Raw genomic sequence first — 15,612 nt, 5'->3', positions numbered from 1 at the left:
ACAGCATACTTACAATATGGATAGCGTCAATGCGGCCTTCGGGCCCACATGACAAAATGACGGGAGGTTCCGATGAAGCTGCATGGCTACTTCCGCAGCAGCGCGTCCTACCGGGTCAGGATCGCGCTCAATCTCAAGGGCCTGAGCACTGAGCACCTGCCGCATCACCTTCGCAAAGGCGAACAACGTGCGCCCACCTATCTTGCGATCAATCCGCAGGGGCTGGTCCCGACCCTGGAAGACGACGCCGGCACCGTGCTGACCCAGTCGCTCGCCATCATCGAATGGCTCGACGAGACCCATCCCGCACCACCGCTGCTGCCAAAGGATCCGCTGCGCCGCGCCAAGGTGCGCGCCTTTGCACAGGCGCTGGCCTGCGACACCCACCCGGTGCAAAATCTCAAAGTGCTCGCCCGGCTGCGTGAGCTTGGGTTGCCCGAGGAAAAAGTGACGGAGTGGGCGGCGTGGGCCAACCGTGAGGGGCTTTCGGCCTGCGAAACGCTGATAGCGGGCGAGCCCGGGCCGTTCTGCTTCGGAGCTGCGCCGACGCTCGCCGATCTCTGCCTGGTGCCGCAGCTTGCCAATGCGCGGCGCTTCGGCGTCGACGTCGCGGCCTATCCGCGCCTGCTTCAGGCCGAAGCCGCGGCCAGACAAATCAAGGCGTTCGCCGACGCCGCGCCGGACAAGCAGCCCGATGCCGAGTAAGCCCACGCCCATCACGATGGACGCTGTCTACGCGGCGCCCGGTTATTTGTTCAGGCGCATGCAGCAGATCGCGGTCGCGATCTTCGTCGAGGAATGCAAAGCCTTCGACCTGACGCCCGTGCAGTATGCCGCGCTGGTGTCGATCCACACCCATCCCGGCATCGACGCGACGCGGCTCTCGGCGGTGATCGCGTTCGACCGCTCGACGCTCGGCAACGTGATCGAGCGGCTGGAATCCAAAGCCCTGGTCGAGCGCAAGCCCGCGCGGGAAGACAAGAGGGTAAAACTGCTTTATCTGACCAAGGCGGGCGCCGCCACGCTGCGCGAGATCATGCCGTCGGTCGAGCGGGCGCAGGCGCGGATGCTGCAGCCGCTGAAGGCCGCCGACCGCAAGGTGTTGCTGACGCTGATGACGCAACTTGTCGATCTCAACAACGAAGCCTCGCGGGTGCCGCTGCGCGCCGAGGACGCGCTCGAACATTTGGGGAAGTCAGGCTGAGGGAGCGGGTTGCTTTGTTCACCGGTGTCGTCCCGGACAAGCGAGCACAGCGAGCGCCGATCTCAGATGCGCAATTGCGCATCGGGGGACCCATACGCCGTGACATATCGGCAAGAACGCAAGCGTCAAAGACCTTCCACGGCAACACCCGCTGCGGAGTATGGGTCCCGGCTCAACACCGGGACGACACTGAGGGTGTCGCGACACTAGCGAGGGTGTCGCTACATCCTCAACAGCGCCTGGCGGTCGATCTTGCCCGTACCCGTCTTCGGCAGTTCATCGATGAATCGCACTTCGCGCGGGTATTTGTAAGGCAACAGCTTTGCCTTGACGAAATCCTGCAGCCGCTTCGTGGCGCTTTCGGCGTCGAAGCCGCCCTGGTTCATCACCACCACCGCCTTCAGCGTCATGCGACGGTCCGGCAGCTCGGCGGCGAAGACGGCGCATTCCCGCACATCGGGGTGCTCGGCAAGGCACAGCTCGACTTCGAGCGGATAGACCCATTGGCCGGAAATCTTGATGAGATCGTCGGCGCGGCCGCGGAAAAAATGAAAGCCGTCGGCATCACGGACGAAGCGGTCGCCGGTGTAGATCCAGCCGCCTTCGCGGATCGTCTCCGCTGATTTGTCCGGCCGGTTCCAGTACAGCGGCGTATTGGAATCGCCGCGCACCCACATGATCCCTTCCTCGTCGTCACCGACGTCGCGACCGTCCTTGTCCCTCAGCGCGATTTCGTAACCGGGGACACGCAGCCCCGCCGCACCGAGCTTCTTGTGATCGGGCCGGTTGGAAAGGTAGATGTGCAGTGCCTCGGTCGAACCCAGGCCCTCAATGATCTCAAGGCCGGTCAGCGTCTTCCAGCCGTTGAACACTTCACCCGACAGCACCTCGGCGGCGGACAGCGCCATCCGCAACGACGAAAAGTCCGCGGCCGCTGCGCCCTCGGCCTTGGTCAATGACGTATAAAGCGTCGGCAATCCGAAAAACACGCTCGGACGGTAACGCCCGATCGCCTCAAAGATCGCGGCGGGCTTCGGCTGGCCGGGCAGCAACAGCGTGGCGGCGCCGACCGAGAACGGGAAGGTGATGGAATTGCCGAACCCATAGGCGAAGAAGATCTTGGGCACCGAGAAGCAGATATCGTCGGGGGCGAGCTTGAGCACGTTGCGCGCAAACGCGGCTTCGCTGTAGGCCATGTCGTGCTGCAGATGCACGATGCCTTTGGGGCGTCCGGTCGAGCCGGACGAATACATCCAGAACGCCATCTCGTTGCGGTGCGTGTCGGCCTCCGCGAGTTCGGTGGGGAAGGCCTTCAGCCAGCTATCGGCGGCAAGCGTCTTCGGAACGGCGTGTTCGCCGGCGGTGCCGTTGACCACGATCAGGGTGTGCAGCGGCGTGTCCTTGCAGGCAACAGCGTCGAATCGCGTTGCGAATTCGGCGTCCGCGACCGCGACGGCGGCGCCGGCGTCCGAGAGATAAAATTGCAGCAGGTCCGGCGGCGTCAGGGTGTTGATCAACAGCGGCACGAAGCCGGAGCGTACCGCGCCGAAGAATGCGGCGGGGTAAGCCGGCGTATCGTCGAGGAACATCAGGATGCGGTCGCCGCGCTTCAGCCCCAGCGACTGGAAGCCGTGGCCCCATTGCGAGGCCTCGCGGCACAGCTCGGCAAAGCTGCGCGCGCCGGCAGGTCCGGTCAGGGCCAGGCGTTCGCCGCGGCCGTGCACGAGATTGTCGAACAGGATGCGGCTGGCATTGTAGCGCTCCGGGGTCGCGAAACCGATTTCGCGCGCGCCGGGATTTTCCAGAGGTACCTGATCGTCGATCATCATGACCGGCTCCCGCTGTTCTTTGCTGCCTCAAAGCGCGCCATGAAGGCCGGCGACATCGCGCGCAGGCGCGCATCGTCGATCCTCCCGGAGCGGGTGATGTAGCCGTAGGCAAAATCCATCAGATCGAGCTTCATGTGTTCGGGGAAATGTTCGTACCAGTCGGCGCTGGTGCGCGCCGCCGTCACCAATTTCTTCACGATTGGTTTGCGCTCGCTCTGGTAGCGGGCAAGGCCCGCCGGAATGTCCGCTTCCGCCTCCAGCGCCTTGGTCAGCGCGATGGCGTCCTCGATCGCGAGCCTTGTTCCCGAGCCGATCGAGAAGTGCGCCGAGTGCAGGGCGTCGCCGATCAGCACCATGTTGCCGTGCGACCAGTTTTCGTTCCAGATCCAGGGGAAATTGCGCCACACCGATTTGTTCGACACCAGCGAATGGCCGTCGAGCGTATCGGCAAATATTTCTTCACAGATCGCCTGCGATTGTTCGATGGTCTTGTGCTCGAAACCGTAGGCCTGCCAGGTCGCCGCGTCGCATTCGACCAGGAAGGTGCTCATGGCAGGCGCATAGCGGTAGTGATGCGCGTTGAACGACCCGAGATCGGTTTTGACGAAGGTCTGCGATAGCGTGGCGAAACGTTTGCTGGTGCCGTACCAGGCGAATTTGTTGGTCGAATGCGAGACCGAGGCGCCGAATTCCTTTTCAAAGCTGCGGCGCACCAGCGAGTTCAATCCGTCGGCGGCGACGATCAGGTCATAACCCCTGAGTTCATCCAGCGATTGGATGATGGTGTCGTATCGCGGGGTGATGCCGGCGGCGCGCACGCGCTGCTGCAAAATGGTCAACAATTCGAGCCGGCCGATCGAGGAAAAGCCGACGCCGTCGATCTCAACGCTCTCGCCCCGCAAATTGAGCGTGATGTTCTTCCAGCTTTCCATCCGCGGCGTGATCGCATCGACCGTCTCGGGGTCGTCGGCGCGCAAGAATTCCAGCGCCTGTTCGGAGAACACGACGCCAAAACCCCAGGTCGCGCCTTCGGGGTTCTGCTCGAACAGGTCGATCTCTGCGTCCGGATGACGCCGCTTCCAGAGATAGGCGAAGTAGAGACCGCCGGGGCCTCCGCCGATGACGGCGATACGCACGGCACCCCTCCCTAATTGACAGTATACTTACTAGTTGGAGCCACCCTAAACCGGACCGGGGAATGGCGCCACCAAAAAATTTGCCAGAATCGGTCCGGCGGCAGACTCGGTGTACCACTCCCGCTTGCGGGGTCGAGACGAGCGAAGCTCGCTCTTAGGTCGGATCACATCGTAGATGTGATCCGGGTGGGGGCTCTCTCCACACAATGACTCGCGGCGACACCCCCACCCATAGCCGATGCTGCGCATCGGCGTTCTTAAACCCAAGGACGGCGGCCATACGCCGCCTACGCCTCCCCCGCAAGCGGGAGAGGGAGCGCAGTTCCTTCGTGGCGGCTATTTGAACCGATTTCACCGCGCACTAATTTGGGCGTGCAGCAGGTCCCTCCGCCAGCATTTGCCGGCGGCGATAGATCGAATCTTCCAGCCGATGCGCCATTGAAACCAGCGTCGAAATATCCTGCGCGTTCTCGCTTCTGATCGCGCTCGCCATCTCGGCATCCAGTGCCTGGTCGACCTGGTTTTCGATCTCGGTCAGTTCGGCCTCGCTCTTCACTTCCCTAATCCGCCGCGGCAAGGCGAACAGGCTGCGCAACGTCGTCTCGGCCGGTTCCTGCCGGCCGCCCAGGAACCGCCATGCGGTTGCGAAGATCGAGGCCAGTGCGCCCAGCACCATCGGGGTCAGGTAAATCCAGTTGCCGTATTTATCCATGAAGCTTTGCTGGGTCCCGTTGTAGAACGCCGCGGCCCCCGGATGGACCGGGATGTAGGCGCCGGGATCGGTATCGGGTGCCGTCAGCCCGGCCAGCAGCGGCTGGTCGCGCACGAGATCGTTGCGGGCGGTGACCAGCGCCTGGGTCAGCGTCGTGATCGTGTCCGGGTCGAGTTTCTTGTTGGCCACCAGATACGTCGCGACGCGGAGCGTGGTCAGGTCGGCGTCCGGAACCGGCGGGCTGCCGCGCAGCGTGCCTTGCGGAATATCGAAGCTTTCATAGGCGCCATCGACGTCGGCGATGGCGCCGGCCGATTCAACCGGGATCAAGGCGGGGAAGGAGTTATGTCCACCCCGGAAGAAGCGCCTCACCAGGGAGATATACTTTTCGCTGAGCGGGACGACCAGCACGAACGCGCTCGCCGCTTTCGACTGGATCGCGCGGGGTGTATCCGCCGGCGCCAAGTTCTTGAAGATCACCTTGTCGCCGAGGTCATATTCCTTTTTCAGGGCCTCGACGATCTTCTGGTTGATCTCGCCACCGACGACGCCGACCGTGTGGCCCTTCATCTTCTCGATGCTGGTCACCTGCGATCCCGGCAGCGCCAGGATCATCAGGACCGATTTGGTGACCAGCGCCACGCTCCGCGCCAGCGAGAGATCGCCGACATCGGCGCGCACGATGGCAAGGTCGGTTTTTCCCTCGGCAAAGATTTTTGCGGAATCGAGCACGCTGTCCGTCGGAACGATCTTCAAACGGACCGCGGACTTGGTGGCTTCCAGCCGGGCGGCGATGACGGACGCGACCTTGGCCGCTTCGCCGTCGAACGACCCCACCGCGACGCTCAGCACCGTCGGCCTGTCGTAGAAGCGATAGGCGATGAGGCCGGCGCCGAGCACAATGCCCGCAAGGCCCGCCAGCAGGAACGCCCGGGCCCAGAATGGCAATGCGATTGAAAAGCTATTCATCCCGGATTCGTGGCCATCGAACGCTTCGAAGCCATCGATGCTGACACATCAATTGCAATCCCGCAAAACAGGAATTGGCAAAAATCGGCCGCTGCGCCGCCAATGACGGCGGACAGCGGCCGGCAGGTGCAGATGTCTTCAGTTTTGGGCCGGATCAGCTTCGATCAGGTGCAGCGGCGAACCTTGACGCCGTTCACGATCACGGTGCGGCACACGACCGCCGGCTTCCTGACGACGACCGCACCCCGAGCCCCGGCGCAGCCGGCGCGAACAACGCCGCGGGCGCAGACCACTGCGTTGGCGTCGGTCGACTCAAAGGTCATGGTGGTGCCAAAGGCGAGCAGGGCGGCTGCAATGAGCAGAAAAGCACGCATGTTGTTCTCCCTGGATTTATCTTGGTTGGTGTTCAGGTTTCTTCTGGAAGGTGCTGCGGATGCGTCTCAGACCGCGCGTCTATTTCTTCTCCGCCGCCTGCAACACTTTCTTGCAAGCAGGTGTGAGCTTGTCGCTCTCCTTGGAGAGGCAGGCGATGATCCGCCCGCCGCCCGGGGTGACGCTTTTGCAGTATTTCTCGTAATCGCCCATGCAGGCGTCGCGCTGCGCGGCAGTCAGCTCCTGCGCGAACGCTTGCGACGCACACAACAGGGTGGCTGCAGTCAGGATGGCACGTAGCATCTGTTTTTCCTCCCCTGGTGATTGAAGATTATCGTTCTCAAATGTCAGATAGGTCGCCTGCTTGCTTCCTGATCGCTGACCCGCTGTATCGGAGCTCCCATTTTTATTGCGAGCTGAGGAGAACCCATGGCGGAGATCAGGGCCAGATGGCTTTCGTTCTATGCCGATCGTATCGAGCCGGCCTCCAAGGAAATATTTTCGCACGTCGAAAAAATGATCGTCGGAACGTTGATCGTGTCGGCCGGCGCGCACGTGTCCAGCAGTGAGCCGGCGATCGTCCTGTTCGGCAATTTACGCCATGGCCTCGTCGGGCGCGGCGGTCGAGTTGTTCGGGGCCATACTCCTGCTCCTGAATTTTATCGACGGCCTGTACAAGCTGGCAAAGGTCAACTGGCACGTCGCGTATCAGATCGCGATGACGATTTGTTATGTCGCCCTGTCGGTACGGTTGGTTCAATTGATCCTGGCGTTTTGCGGCGAGTAGCCGGCCGCAACCCTGCATGGAATGGCAGGATGTGTATCATTTGGGCGTGAAGTTGTCATCCGGAGTGCGGTGCCACAGGCTAATTCCGAGGCAGGCGCTGATAAAATAAGGAGCAATATGGGGCATTGCCTGATCGTTGAGCATCGGGCAGGGTCCCGCACTGCAAGGGGATCCGAAGACATCGGCCGAACTGACCGGCGATGTCGCGATGCACAGGGGACATAGGATGCTGTCTAGGAAATCGATGCTTGCCGCGGCTTTCGCGCTCGCCACCGCCGCGCTGACCACGCCGGCCCAGGCCGACGCGCTGGACTCGATCATGGCGGCCAAGGTCATCAAGGTTGCGGTGCCGCAGGATTTTGCGCCGTTCGGCTCCGCCGGGCTCGATCTCAAGCCGCAGGGCTACGACATCGACATGGCCAACCTGATCGGCAAGGCGCTCGGGGTGAAGGTCGAGATCATCGCCGTCACCAGCGCCAACCGGATTCCCTATCTGCAGACCAAGAAGGCCGACATCGTCATTTCCAGCCTCGGCAAGAATGCCGAGCGCGAGAAGGTGATCGACTTTTCCATCGCCTATGCGCCGTTCTTCTCCGGCGTGTTCGGTACCAAGGAAATCAAGTTAGCGTCGGCCGACGAGCTCAAGGGCAAGACGATCGGCGCCACCCGCGGCGCCATCGAGGAGCAGGAACTGACCAAGCTCGCGCCGGCTGACACCACCATCAAGCGTTTCGAGGATAACAACGCCACCATTGCCGCCTTCGTATCCGGACAGGTCGACCTGATCGCGACCGGCAATACGGTCGCCGCCGCCATCGCCGAGAAGGTCCCGGCCCGGGCGCCCGCGCTCAAATTCGTGATCAAGGACAGCCCGTGCTTCATCGGGCTCAACAAGGAAGAGCCGAAGCTGCTGGCCAAGCTCAACGAGATCATCGCGCAGGCCAAGACGTCCGGCGACATCGCCAAACTGTCCGAGAAGTGGCTGAAGGCACCGTTGCCGCCGGGCTTTTAACCCGGTCGCGGGGGCCAGCCCGTCATGAACTACAAGCTCCAATTCGGCGAGTTGCTGCCCCACTGGGATGTGCTGCTGTGGGGGTTGCTGTTCACCGTCGTACTGACGGTCGTGTCGACCGTCGCCGGTATCGCCGTCGGCACCGCCGGCGCATCGGCGCGCACCTTCGGGCCGAAATGGCTCGGCAGCGTGGTCGCGGCCTATGTCGAGGTGATCCGCAACACGCCGTTCATCGTGCAGTTGTTCTTTATCTTCTTCGGCCTGCCGGCCGCCGGGCTGAAGCTCAGCGAATCGACTGCGGCATTCCTCGCCATGACCATCAATCTCGGCGCCTATTCGACCGAGATCATCCGCGCCGGCATCGAGGCGGTGCCGAAAGGGCATATCGAGGCCGGTATCAGCCTTGCCATGACCAAATGGGAAGTGCTGCGCCACATCGTCCTCAAGCAGGCGTTCGAGAAGATCTATCCGGCGCTGTCGTCGCAGATCATCATCGTCATGCTGGGCTCGGCGGTGGTGTCGCAGATCTCGGCGCAGGACCTGACCTACGCCGCCAACCTCATCGCCTCGCGCAATTTCCGCAACTTCGAAGTCTATCTGCTGGTGGCCTTGGCCTATCTTTTGCTCGCCATGCTGACGCGTTCGCTGCTGCGCGGCCTCGGCAGCATCCTGTTCAAGGCGAAGTGAGCCATGTTGCAGTTCAGCCTCTGGGACATCCTGTCGAACCTCTTGATCGCCACGCAGTGGACCATCGTGCTGTCGCTGATCGCCTTTGTCTGTGGCGGCGTTGTCGGGTTGATCCTGCTGTTCATGCGGACCTCCAGGATCCCGGCGCTGGAATGGTCCACCAAGATCTACATCGAGCTGTTCCAGGGTACGCCGCTCCTGATGCAGCTGTTTCTGTTCTTCTTCGGCATCGCGCTGTTCGGCGTCGAGGTGAGCCCGTGGATGGCCGCGACCCTGGCGCTGACGTTCTGGACCAGCGCCTTTCTCGCCGAGATCTGGCGTGGCTGCGTCGAGTCGATCCCGAAGGGGCAGTGGGAAGCCTCCTCCAGCCTCGCCATGAGCTACATCGAGCAGATGCGTTACGTCATCCTGCCGCAGGCCTCGCGGATCGCGGTTGCGCCGACCGTCGGCTTCTCGGTGCAGGTGGTCAAAGGCACCGCGCTGGCTTCGATCATCGGCTTCGTCGAGCTGACCAAGGCCGGCACCATGCTCAACAACGCGACCTTCCGCCCCTTCGTGGTCTATTCGCTGGTCGCGCTGATCTATTTCTGCCTGTGTTTCCCGCTGTCCTGGTGGGCGAAAAAAATCGAGAGCCGCCTCAATGTCGCTCGTTAGCATTCGTGACGTCAGAAAGAGTTTTGGCCCGAACGAGGTGCTGAAGGGCGTCTCGCTCGAGGTCGCCAAGGGCGATGTGGTCGCCATCATCGGCCGCTCCGGATCGGGCAAGAGCACGCTGCTCCGCTGCATCAACGGCCTGGAGACCTATCAGTCCGGTGCGATCATCGCCGACAGTATCGAGGTCGGCGGCTCCACCACCAATCTGCGCGAACTGCGCCGCCATGTCGGCATGGTGTTCCAGCAGTTCAATCTGTTTCCGCATTTGACCGCGGCGGAGAACGTGATGCTGGCGCCGACCGTCGTCAACAAGGTGTCGACCAAGGAGGCGCGCGCCACCGCGGCCGAGGTGCTGGCGAAGGTCGGGTTGTCCGAGAAGATGGATGCCTATCCGAACCAGCTCTCCGGCGGCCAGCAGCAGCGCGTCGCGATCGCGCGTTCGCTGGCGATGCGGCCGAAAGTATTGCTGTGCGATGAAATCACCTCGGCGCTCGACCCGGAACTGGTCAACGAGGTGCTGCGCGTGGTCGAGCAGTTGGCGCGCGAAGGCATGACGCTGATTCTGGTCACGCACGAAATGCGGTTCGCCCGCGACGTCGGCACCAAGCTCGTCTTCATGCACCACGGCAGGGTGCATGAAGAGGGCGTTCCGAAAGAGGTGTTTGCCGCGCCGCGGACGCCGGAACTGCAGCAGTTCGTCGGTACCGTCGCGCACGCATAATCCGACCACGCCGTTTCACGGCGTGATCGGGTCGCACGGGTTCACTAGCGCGCCGCGAACTGGCTCAGCACGTCCTTGCAGGCCGGCGACAGTGAAGCCGCATTGGTGGCGAGGCACTGCACGATCCGGCCGCCGCCCGGCGCCACGCCACCGCAAAGGGTGCGGCGATCGGCACCGCAGGCCGACCGCAGCACCATCAGCTCTTCGGCCGGGCGCATCGGCCGCAGCACGATCACGGTAGGTGCGGCCGGTGCAGCGGCCGTGCCTGCCGCAGCCGGAGCTGCCGCCGCCGCGGGAGCGGCGCCTGCGGCCGGTGCGGCAGCACCGCCGACGGCAGCCGTGACCGCCTTCTCGCAAGCCGGCGAAAGTTTTGCCTTGTTCTTGTCCAGGCATTGCAGCGCCGGCGCACCGCCGGTCGGCACGCCAGCACAGACTTTTGGATAGTCGGAGCGGCAGGCGCTGCGGACCGCGGAGACCTGCGCGCTGGACGGCTGCCCCGCAGCTGCGGCTGCCGGCTTGGCGTCAGCCTTGGGCGCCGCGGTCGTGGTGGCAGGCTTTGCGCCGGCCGCGGCCGGAGCGGTTTCGGGCTTGGCAGCGGGCGCGGCAGCCGCCGGCGCTTCCACGGCGCGCACCGCGCTTTGACAGCTTGATGACAGGCTCGACATGTTCTTCTGCAGGCATTGCAGCGAAGCTTCGCCGCCCGGCGGAATGCTGGAGCAATGCGCGATATAATCCGAGCGGCATTGGGTCTTGATCGCATCGCGCTGCGCCTGGCTCGGCGCCTGCGAGAACACCGGTGCTGCAGTTGCGAGTATCACTGCCGTCATCAACGCGCCAAGCGTTGCCGCACGTGTCAACGTGTTGATCATTTGATAAATCCTTTTGTTGTCGCTGGAGCCGCCGCTTCAACAGAAGTAAAATCATGAACGAGAAAGCGAAGAAAATTTCGCACGCGGCATCATTTTCGGTTTCCGGTTCCCCTGCAAGTGGATTGTTGCTATTTTTATGGGATGGTCGAACGCCACGATCTGAATAAAACGCCCTTTGCAGAATAAACGTATTGAGGCACGCAAATGAAGTCCGAGCGTTCGCTGGCATGCAGCAGACCACATGACGCCTTCAGGCAAGGAGGCGCGGTTGCCTGTCGCGCGGTCTTCGCCATTGCCGCATTCGGCGTCTTAAGTGCCTGCGAACAAAATAGTTTTGTGCCGCCGCCGCCGCCGAAAGTTGAGGTCGCCGTGCCGGTGCAGCGCAGCATCACGCGCTATCTCGAAGCGACCGGGAATACCGCGCCGATCAAGAACGTCGATCTGGTCGCGCGCGTGCAGGGCTTCCTGCAATCGATCAACTACAAGGACGGCACCTTCGTGAAGGAAGGCGCCACGCTGTTCACGATCGAGCCGGAAACCTACAAATTGAAGCTCGATCAAGCGCAGGCCGCCGAAACCGGCATGCAGGCGTCGATGAAGCAGGCCGAAGCCGATTTCAAGCGGCAGTCGGAGCTGGTGCAAAGACAGGCGGTCTCGCAGGCCACGCTCGATACTTCGACGGCCGCGCGCGAGAACGCGCAGGCAAACCTGCAGCAGGCCCAGGTCAACACCAAGATTGCGGCCGTCAATTACGGCTACACCAATGTCGTGGCGCCGTTCGACGGCATCGTCAGCGCGCATCTGGTCTCGGTCGGCGAACTGGTCGGCGTCTCGTCGCCGACGCAGCTTGCCAACATCGTGGCGCTCGACCCGATCTACGTGAATTTCAACGTCAACGAACAGGACGTGCTGCGGATCCGGGAAGAGGCAAGGCGGCGGGGAGTAACCATCGAGGAAATCCGCCAGTTGCCGGTCGAGGTCGGATTGCAGACCGAGAGCGGCTTTCCGCACAAGGGAAAGCTCGACTACGTCTCGCCGACCCTCAATCAATCGACCGGCACGCTCGCGGTGCGTGGCGTATTGCCGAATCCCGATCGGGCGTTGCTGCCGGGATTCTTCGTCCGGGTCCGCGTGCCCTTTGACGAGCAGTCGAATGCGCTGCTGGTGCCTGATGTGGCGCTCGGCAGCGACCAGGCCGGCCGCTACGTGCTAGTCGTCAACGGCGAGAACGTGGTCGAACAGCGCAAGGTACAGACCGGGCCGCTCGAGGGCGCGTTGCGCGTCATCGAAAGCGGTTTGAAGGGCGATGATCGCGTCGTCACCGCCGGGCTGTTGCGCGCGATCCCCGGTCAGAAAGTCGACCCGCAGGTCAAGAAAATCGAAGCGTCGCCGGCACCAACCAAATAGGACCGGCCATGATTTCGAAATTTTTCATCGAGCGGCCCGTCCTTTCCAACGTCATCGCGATCCTGATGATCCTGATCGGCGGGGTGTGCCTGTTTCGCCTCGCGGTGGCGCAATACCCTGATGTGGTGCCGCCGACGGTGCAGGTGACGACGCGCTATCCCGGCGCCAGCGCCAAGACCGTGATCGATACCGTGGCGCTGCCGATCGAACAGCAGGTCAACGGCGTCGAGGACATGCTGTACATGCAGTCCTACAGCGGCGCCGACGGCACCTATTCGCTGACGGTGACATTCAAGATCGGCACCGACCTCAACTTCGCGCAGGTGCTGGTGCAAAACCGGGTGTCGAGCGCGCTGGCGCAGCTGCCGCAGTCGGTGCAGAACCAGGGCGTCACCGTGCAGAAGAAGTCGACGGCGGTCCTGCTGTTCGTGACGCTGACGTCGCCGAATGCGACCTATGACAGCCTGTTCCTGAGCAATTACGCCACCATCAACATCAGGGACGAACTGTCGCGCCTGCCCGGCGTCGGCAACGTCACGGTGTTCGGCGCCGGCCAGTATTCGATGCGGATCTGGCTCGATCCGAACAAGCTGCAGGTACGCAACCTGATGCCGCAGGATGTCGTCTCCTCGATTCAGCAGCAGAGCCAGCAGGTCACGGCAGGCCAGGTCGGCGCGCCGCCGGCGCCTGCGGGACAGGCGTTCCAGTACACGCTGAACGTCAACGGGCGGCTCAGCGACAAGAGCGAGTTCGAGGACATCATCGTCAAGACCGGCAGCAATGGCGATGTCACCCGCGTCCGCGACGTCGGCTGGGTCGAACTCGGCGCCCAGACCTACAGCCAGGTGTTCTCGCTCAACAACAAGCCCGCCACCGGCATCGGCGTGTTCCAGTCGCCCGGCGCCAACGCGCTCGAGGTCGAGAAGGCCGTCAGGGAAAAGATGGCGGTGCTCGCCAAGGCGTTTCCGCAGGACGTGAAACATGACACGCCGTTCGACACCACGAAATTCGTCTCGGAATCGATCAAGGAGGTCTACAAGACGCTGATCGAGGCCGGCTTCCTCGTCCTGATCGTGATCCTGATCTTCCTGCAGGATTGGCGGGCAATGCTGGTGCCGGCGACGACCGTGCCGGTGACGATCATCGGGGCTTTTGCCGCGATGGCGGCGCTCGGCTTCACCGTCAATATCTCGACTTTGTTCGCGATCGTGCTTGCGATCGGCATCGTGGTCGACGACGCCATCGTCGTGGTCGAGGGCGCGGCGCATAATATCGAGAAGGGCATGTCCGGCCATGACGCCGCGATAGCGGCGATGGACGCGCTGTTCGCGCCGATCGTCGGCATCACGCTGGTGCTGATCTCGGTGTTCCTGCCGTCGGCCTTCCTGCCGGGATTGACGGGGCGGATGTATTCGCAATTCGCGCTGGTGATCGCGGCGACCGCGCTGCTCAGCGCCATCAATGCCGCGACGCTGAAGCCGACCCAATGCGCGCTGTGGCTGCGCCGGCCGGCGCCGCCGGAACAGCGCAATTTCTTCTACCGCGGCTTCAACGCGGTCTATGACCGGGTCGAACGCGGCTATGCCCGGCTGATCGGCCGCCTGGTCGCGCACAGCAATATCTCCGTGATTTTTGCCCTCATCCTGATTTGCGGCGCCGGTTACGGCCTGTCGCGGGTGCCGACCGGGTTTATTCCGATCGAGGACCAGGGCTATCTGCTGGTCGCCGTGCAACTGCCCGACGGCGCCTCGCTCGATCGCACCCAGCAAGTGCTCACCCGGGTCAGCGAAATCGCCGGCAAGCACCCGGGCGTCGATCAGGTCATCAGCATTTCCGGCATCTCGGCGCTGGATAGTTCTTCCAGCCTGGCCAATGCCGGCGTGGCCTATCTGATCCTCAAGGAGTGGAGCGCGCGCGGCGAGGGCGAGGACCTGCGCTCGCTGTTCGTCGGCCTGAACGAGAAGATGTCTGCTATCGAGGAGGCGCGAATCCTGGTGATCCCGCCGCCGCCGATCCAGGGCATCGGCAACGCCGCCGGTTTTGCGATGCAGGTTCAGTTGCGCGACGGCAATGCCGACTACGGCAAACTGCAGGCCATTGCCGGCGCCATCGTCTCCAACGCGCAGACGCAAAGCGCGCTGCAGCGCGTCAGTTCGTCGTTCCGCTCGATGGTGCCGCAATTCGACGTCGAGGTGGACCGGGTCAAGACCCAGACCCTGCATGTCACGACCGACCAGATCTTCTCGACGCTGTCGTCCTACATGGGCTCGACCTACGTCAACCAGTTCAACAAATTCGGCCGCACCTTCCAGGTCTATGCCCAGGCGGATGCGCAATATCGCCTGACCCTGCGCGACATGGCGAACATGATGGTGCGTAACAGCAATGGCGACATGATCCCGCTCGGCACGGTCGCCAAGATCACGCCGGCGGTCGGCCCCTCGCTGATCAGCCTGTACAATCTCTATCCGTCCGCAAGCATCATCGGCCTGCCGGCCACGGGCTACAGTTCGGGCCAGTCGATGAAACTGATGGAGGAGATCGCCGGCCAGACCCTGCCGCAGGGCACCGGGTTTGAATGGACGGCGATGTCGTACCAGGAGAAAGTCGTCGGCGGCCAGATCTACTGGGCGTTCGGGCTCGCGCTGTTGCTGGTCTATCTTGTGCTGGCCGGGCAATATGAAAGCTGGTTCGCGCCGATCTCGGTGATATTAGCGGTGCCGTTGTCGCTGCTCGGCCCAATGATCGTGCTGACGGGCCTGCGGATCGAGAACAACCTCTATACCCAGATCGGCATCATCCTGCTGATCGCGCTGTCGGCCAAGAACGCCATTCTGATCGTCGAGGTCGCGCTCGAACTGCATGTGCGCGACCGCAAGCCGCTGCTGGAATCCGCTGTTGAGGCGGCGCGGGCCCGGTTCCGGCCGATCCTGATGACATCGTTTGCCTTCATCCTCGGTGTGGTGCCGCTGGTGCTGGCGACCGGCGCCGGCGCCAACGCCCGCAAATCGATCGGCATCACCGTGTTCTCGGGCATGCTGGCCTCGACCTGCCTCGCGGTGCTGTTCGTGCCGACGTTCTTTGTCGTGGTGCAGCGGTTCGAGAACTGGCTCAGTGAGAGGAAGCGGAAGAAACCGGGCGGGCAGGTGGCGCCGCAGACGCCGGGTGCTGCGCATTAGAGCGGGATGAATTTAGGTTGAGGCGTATCCGGCGTTTTCGAAGTAGTTGGCACATTCGTTTGGCATGAAGGCTG

15 protein-coding genes are annotated in these 15,612 nt (G+C 62.9%); 9 read left to right on the top strand and 6 right to left on the bottom strand.

Annotation, left to right across the window (positions count from 1 at the left end):
• Positions 1 to 72 precede the first annotated feature (72 nt).
• Positions 73 to 705: a maleylacetoacetate isomerase gene (gene maiA / locus JQ567_RS25345; protein ID WP_212441331.1), complete on the top strand. Its 633-nt coding sequence runs from the start codon at positions 73 to 75 to the stop codon at positions 703 to 705.
• Positions 695 to 1,204 carry a MarR family winged helix-turn-helix transcriptional regulator gene (locus JQ567_RS25340; RefSeq protein ID WP_212441330.1) on the top strand — a complete coding sequence of 170 codons (510 nt, stop codon included), beginning with the start codon at positions 695 to 697 and terminating at the stop codon, positions 1,202 to 1,204. The genes maiA and JQ567_RS25340 overlap by 11 nt, the downstream gene beginning before the upstream one ends.
• A gap of 221 nt (positions 1,205 to 1,425) precedes the next feature.
• On the opposite strand, the gene JQ567_RS25335 is transcribed toward JQ567_RS25340, so the two are convergent.
• From JQ567_RS25335 to JQ567_RS25315, 5 genes are all read right to left on the bottom strand, one after another.
• On the bottom strand, positions 1,426 to 3,033 hold the full coding sequence (locus JQ567_RS25335) for a benzoate-CoA ligase family protein (protein WP_212441329.1): 1,608 nt from the start codon (positions 3,031 to 3,033) through the stop codon (positions 1,426 to 1,428).
• A complete protein-coding gene (locus tag JQ567_RS25330) occupies positions 3,030 to 4,169 on the bottom strand; it encodes an FAD-dependent monooxygenase (protein ID WP_212441328.1) in 1,140 nt (379 codons plus the stop codon). Before JQ567_RS25330 ends, JQ567_RS25335 begins: the two co-directional genes overlap by 4 nt.
• Positions 4,170 to 4,530: 361 nt before the next feature.
• Positions 4,531 to 5,850 carry a TAXI family TRAP transporter solute-binding subunit gene (locus tag JQ567_RS25325; protein ID WP_212441327.1) on the bottom strand — a complete coding sequence of 440 codons (1,320 nt, stop codon included), beginning with the start codon at positions 5,848 to 5,850 and terminating at the stop codon, positions 4,531 to 4,533.
• A 164-nt stretch (positions 5,851 to 6,014) separates the two neighbouring features.
• On the bottom strand, positions 6,015 to 6,224 hold the full coding sequence (locus JQ567_RS25320) for a hypothetical protein (protein WP_212441326.1): 210 nt from the start codon (positions 6,222 to 6,224) through the stop codon (positions 6,015 to 6,017).
• Between the two features lie 79 nt (positions 6,225 to 6,303).
• Positions 6,304 to 6,525, bottom strand: a complete 222-nt coding sequence (locus JQ567_RS25315; RefSeq protein ID WP_212441325.1) for a cysteine rich repeat-containing protein — start codon at positions 6,523 to 6,525, stop codon at positions 6,304 to 6,306.
• Positions 6,526 to 6,651: 126 nt separating this feature from the next.
• Between JQ567_RS25315 and JQ567_RS25310 the strand changes: the two genes are divergently transcribed.
• The 5 genes from JQ567_RS25310 to JQ567_RS25290 all read left to right on the top strand — a co-directional run bounded on the left by JQ567_RS25310 (position 6,652) and on the right by JQ567_RS25290 (position 10,083).
• Complete coding sequence (locus tag JQ567_RS25310; protein WP_249165706.1) at positions 6,652 to 7,059, top strand: hypothetical protein; 408 nt, start codon at positions 6,652 to 6,654, stop codon at positions 7,057 to 7,059.
• Between the two features lie 176 nt (positions 7,060 to 7,235).
• Positions 7,236 to 8,021 carry a transporter substrate-binding domain-containing protein gene (locus JQ567_RS25305; protein WP_212441324.1) on the top strand — a complete coding sequence of 262 codons (786 nt, stop codon included), beginning with the start codon at positions 7,236 to 7,238 and terminating at the stop codon, positions 8,019 to 8,021.
• A gap of 24 nt (positions 8,022 to 8,045) precedes the next feature.
• On the top strand, positions 8,046 to 8,708 hold the full coding sequence (locus JQ567_RS25300; protein WP_212441323.1) for an amino acid ABC transporter permease: 663 nt from the start codon (positions 8,046 to 8,048) through the stop codon (positions 8,706 to 8,708).
• A gap of 3 nt (positions 8,709 to 8,711) precedes the next feature.
• A complete protein-coding gene (locus JQ567_RS25295; protein WP_212265745.1) occupies positions 8,712 to 9,362 on the top strand; it encodes an amino acid ABC transporter permease in 651 nt (216 codons plus the stop codon).
• Positions 9,349 to 10,083 carry an amino acid ABC transporter ATP-binding protein gene (locus JQ567_RS25290; RefSeq protein WP_212441322.1) on the top strand — a complete coding sequence of 245 codons (735 nt, stop codon included), beginning with the start codon at positions 9,349 to 9,351 and terminating at the stop codon, positions 10,081 to 10,083. Before JQ567_RS25295 ends, JQ567_RS25290 begins: the two co-directional genes overlap by 14 nt.
• Before the next feature lie 44 nt (positions 10,084 to 10,127).
• On the opposite strand, the gene JQ567_RS25285 is transcribed toward JQ567_RS25290, so the two are convergent.
• Complete coding sequence (locus JQ567_RS25285) at positions 10,128 to 10,952, bottom strand: hypothetical protein (RefSeq protein WP_212441321.1); 825 nt, start codon at positions 10,950 to 10,952, stop codon at positions 10,128 to 10,130.
• 222 nt (positions 10,953 to 11,174) lie between these two features.
• Here JQ567_RS25285 and JQ567_RS25280 point away from each other — a divergent pair, with 222 nt between their 5' ends.
• Together JQ567_RS25280 and JQ567_RS25275 are read left to right on the top strand one after the other, a co-directional pair.
• Entirely contained in the window at positions 11,175 to 12,359 is a 1,185-nt protein-coding gene (locus JQ567_RS25280; RefSeq protein WP_409363632.1) for an efflux RND transporter periplasmic adaptor subunit, read from the top strand.
• 8 nt (positions 12,360 to 12,367) lie between these two features.
• Complete coding sequence (locus tag JQ567_RS25275) at positions 12,368 to 15,538, top strand: efflux RND transporter permease subunit (RefSeq protein WP_212441319.1); 3,171 nt, start codon at positions 12,368 to 12,370, stop codon at positions 15,536 to 15,538.
• Positions 15,539 to 15,612 lie beyond the last annotated feature (74 nt).

The organism is Bradyrhizobium sp. AUGA SZCCT0431, assembly GCF_018131065.1.
GTDB lineage: Bacteria > Pseudomonadota > Alphaproteobacteria > Rhizobiales > Xanthobacteraceae > Bradyrhizobium.
The sequence above is the reverse complement of the archived record's forward strand: the minus strand, read 5'-3'. Positions and strand labels throughout refer to the sequence as shown.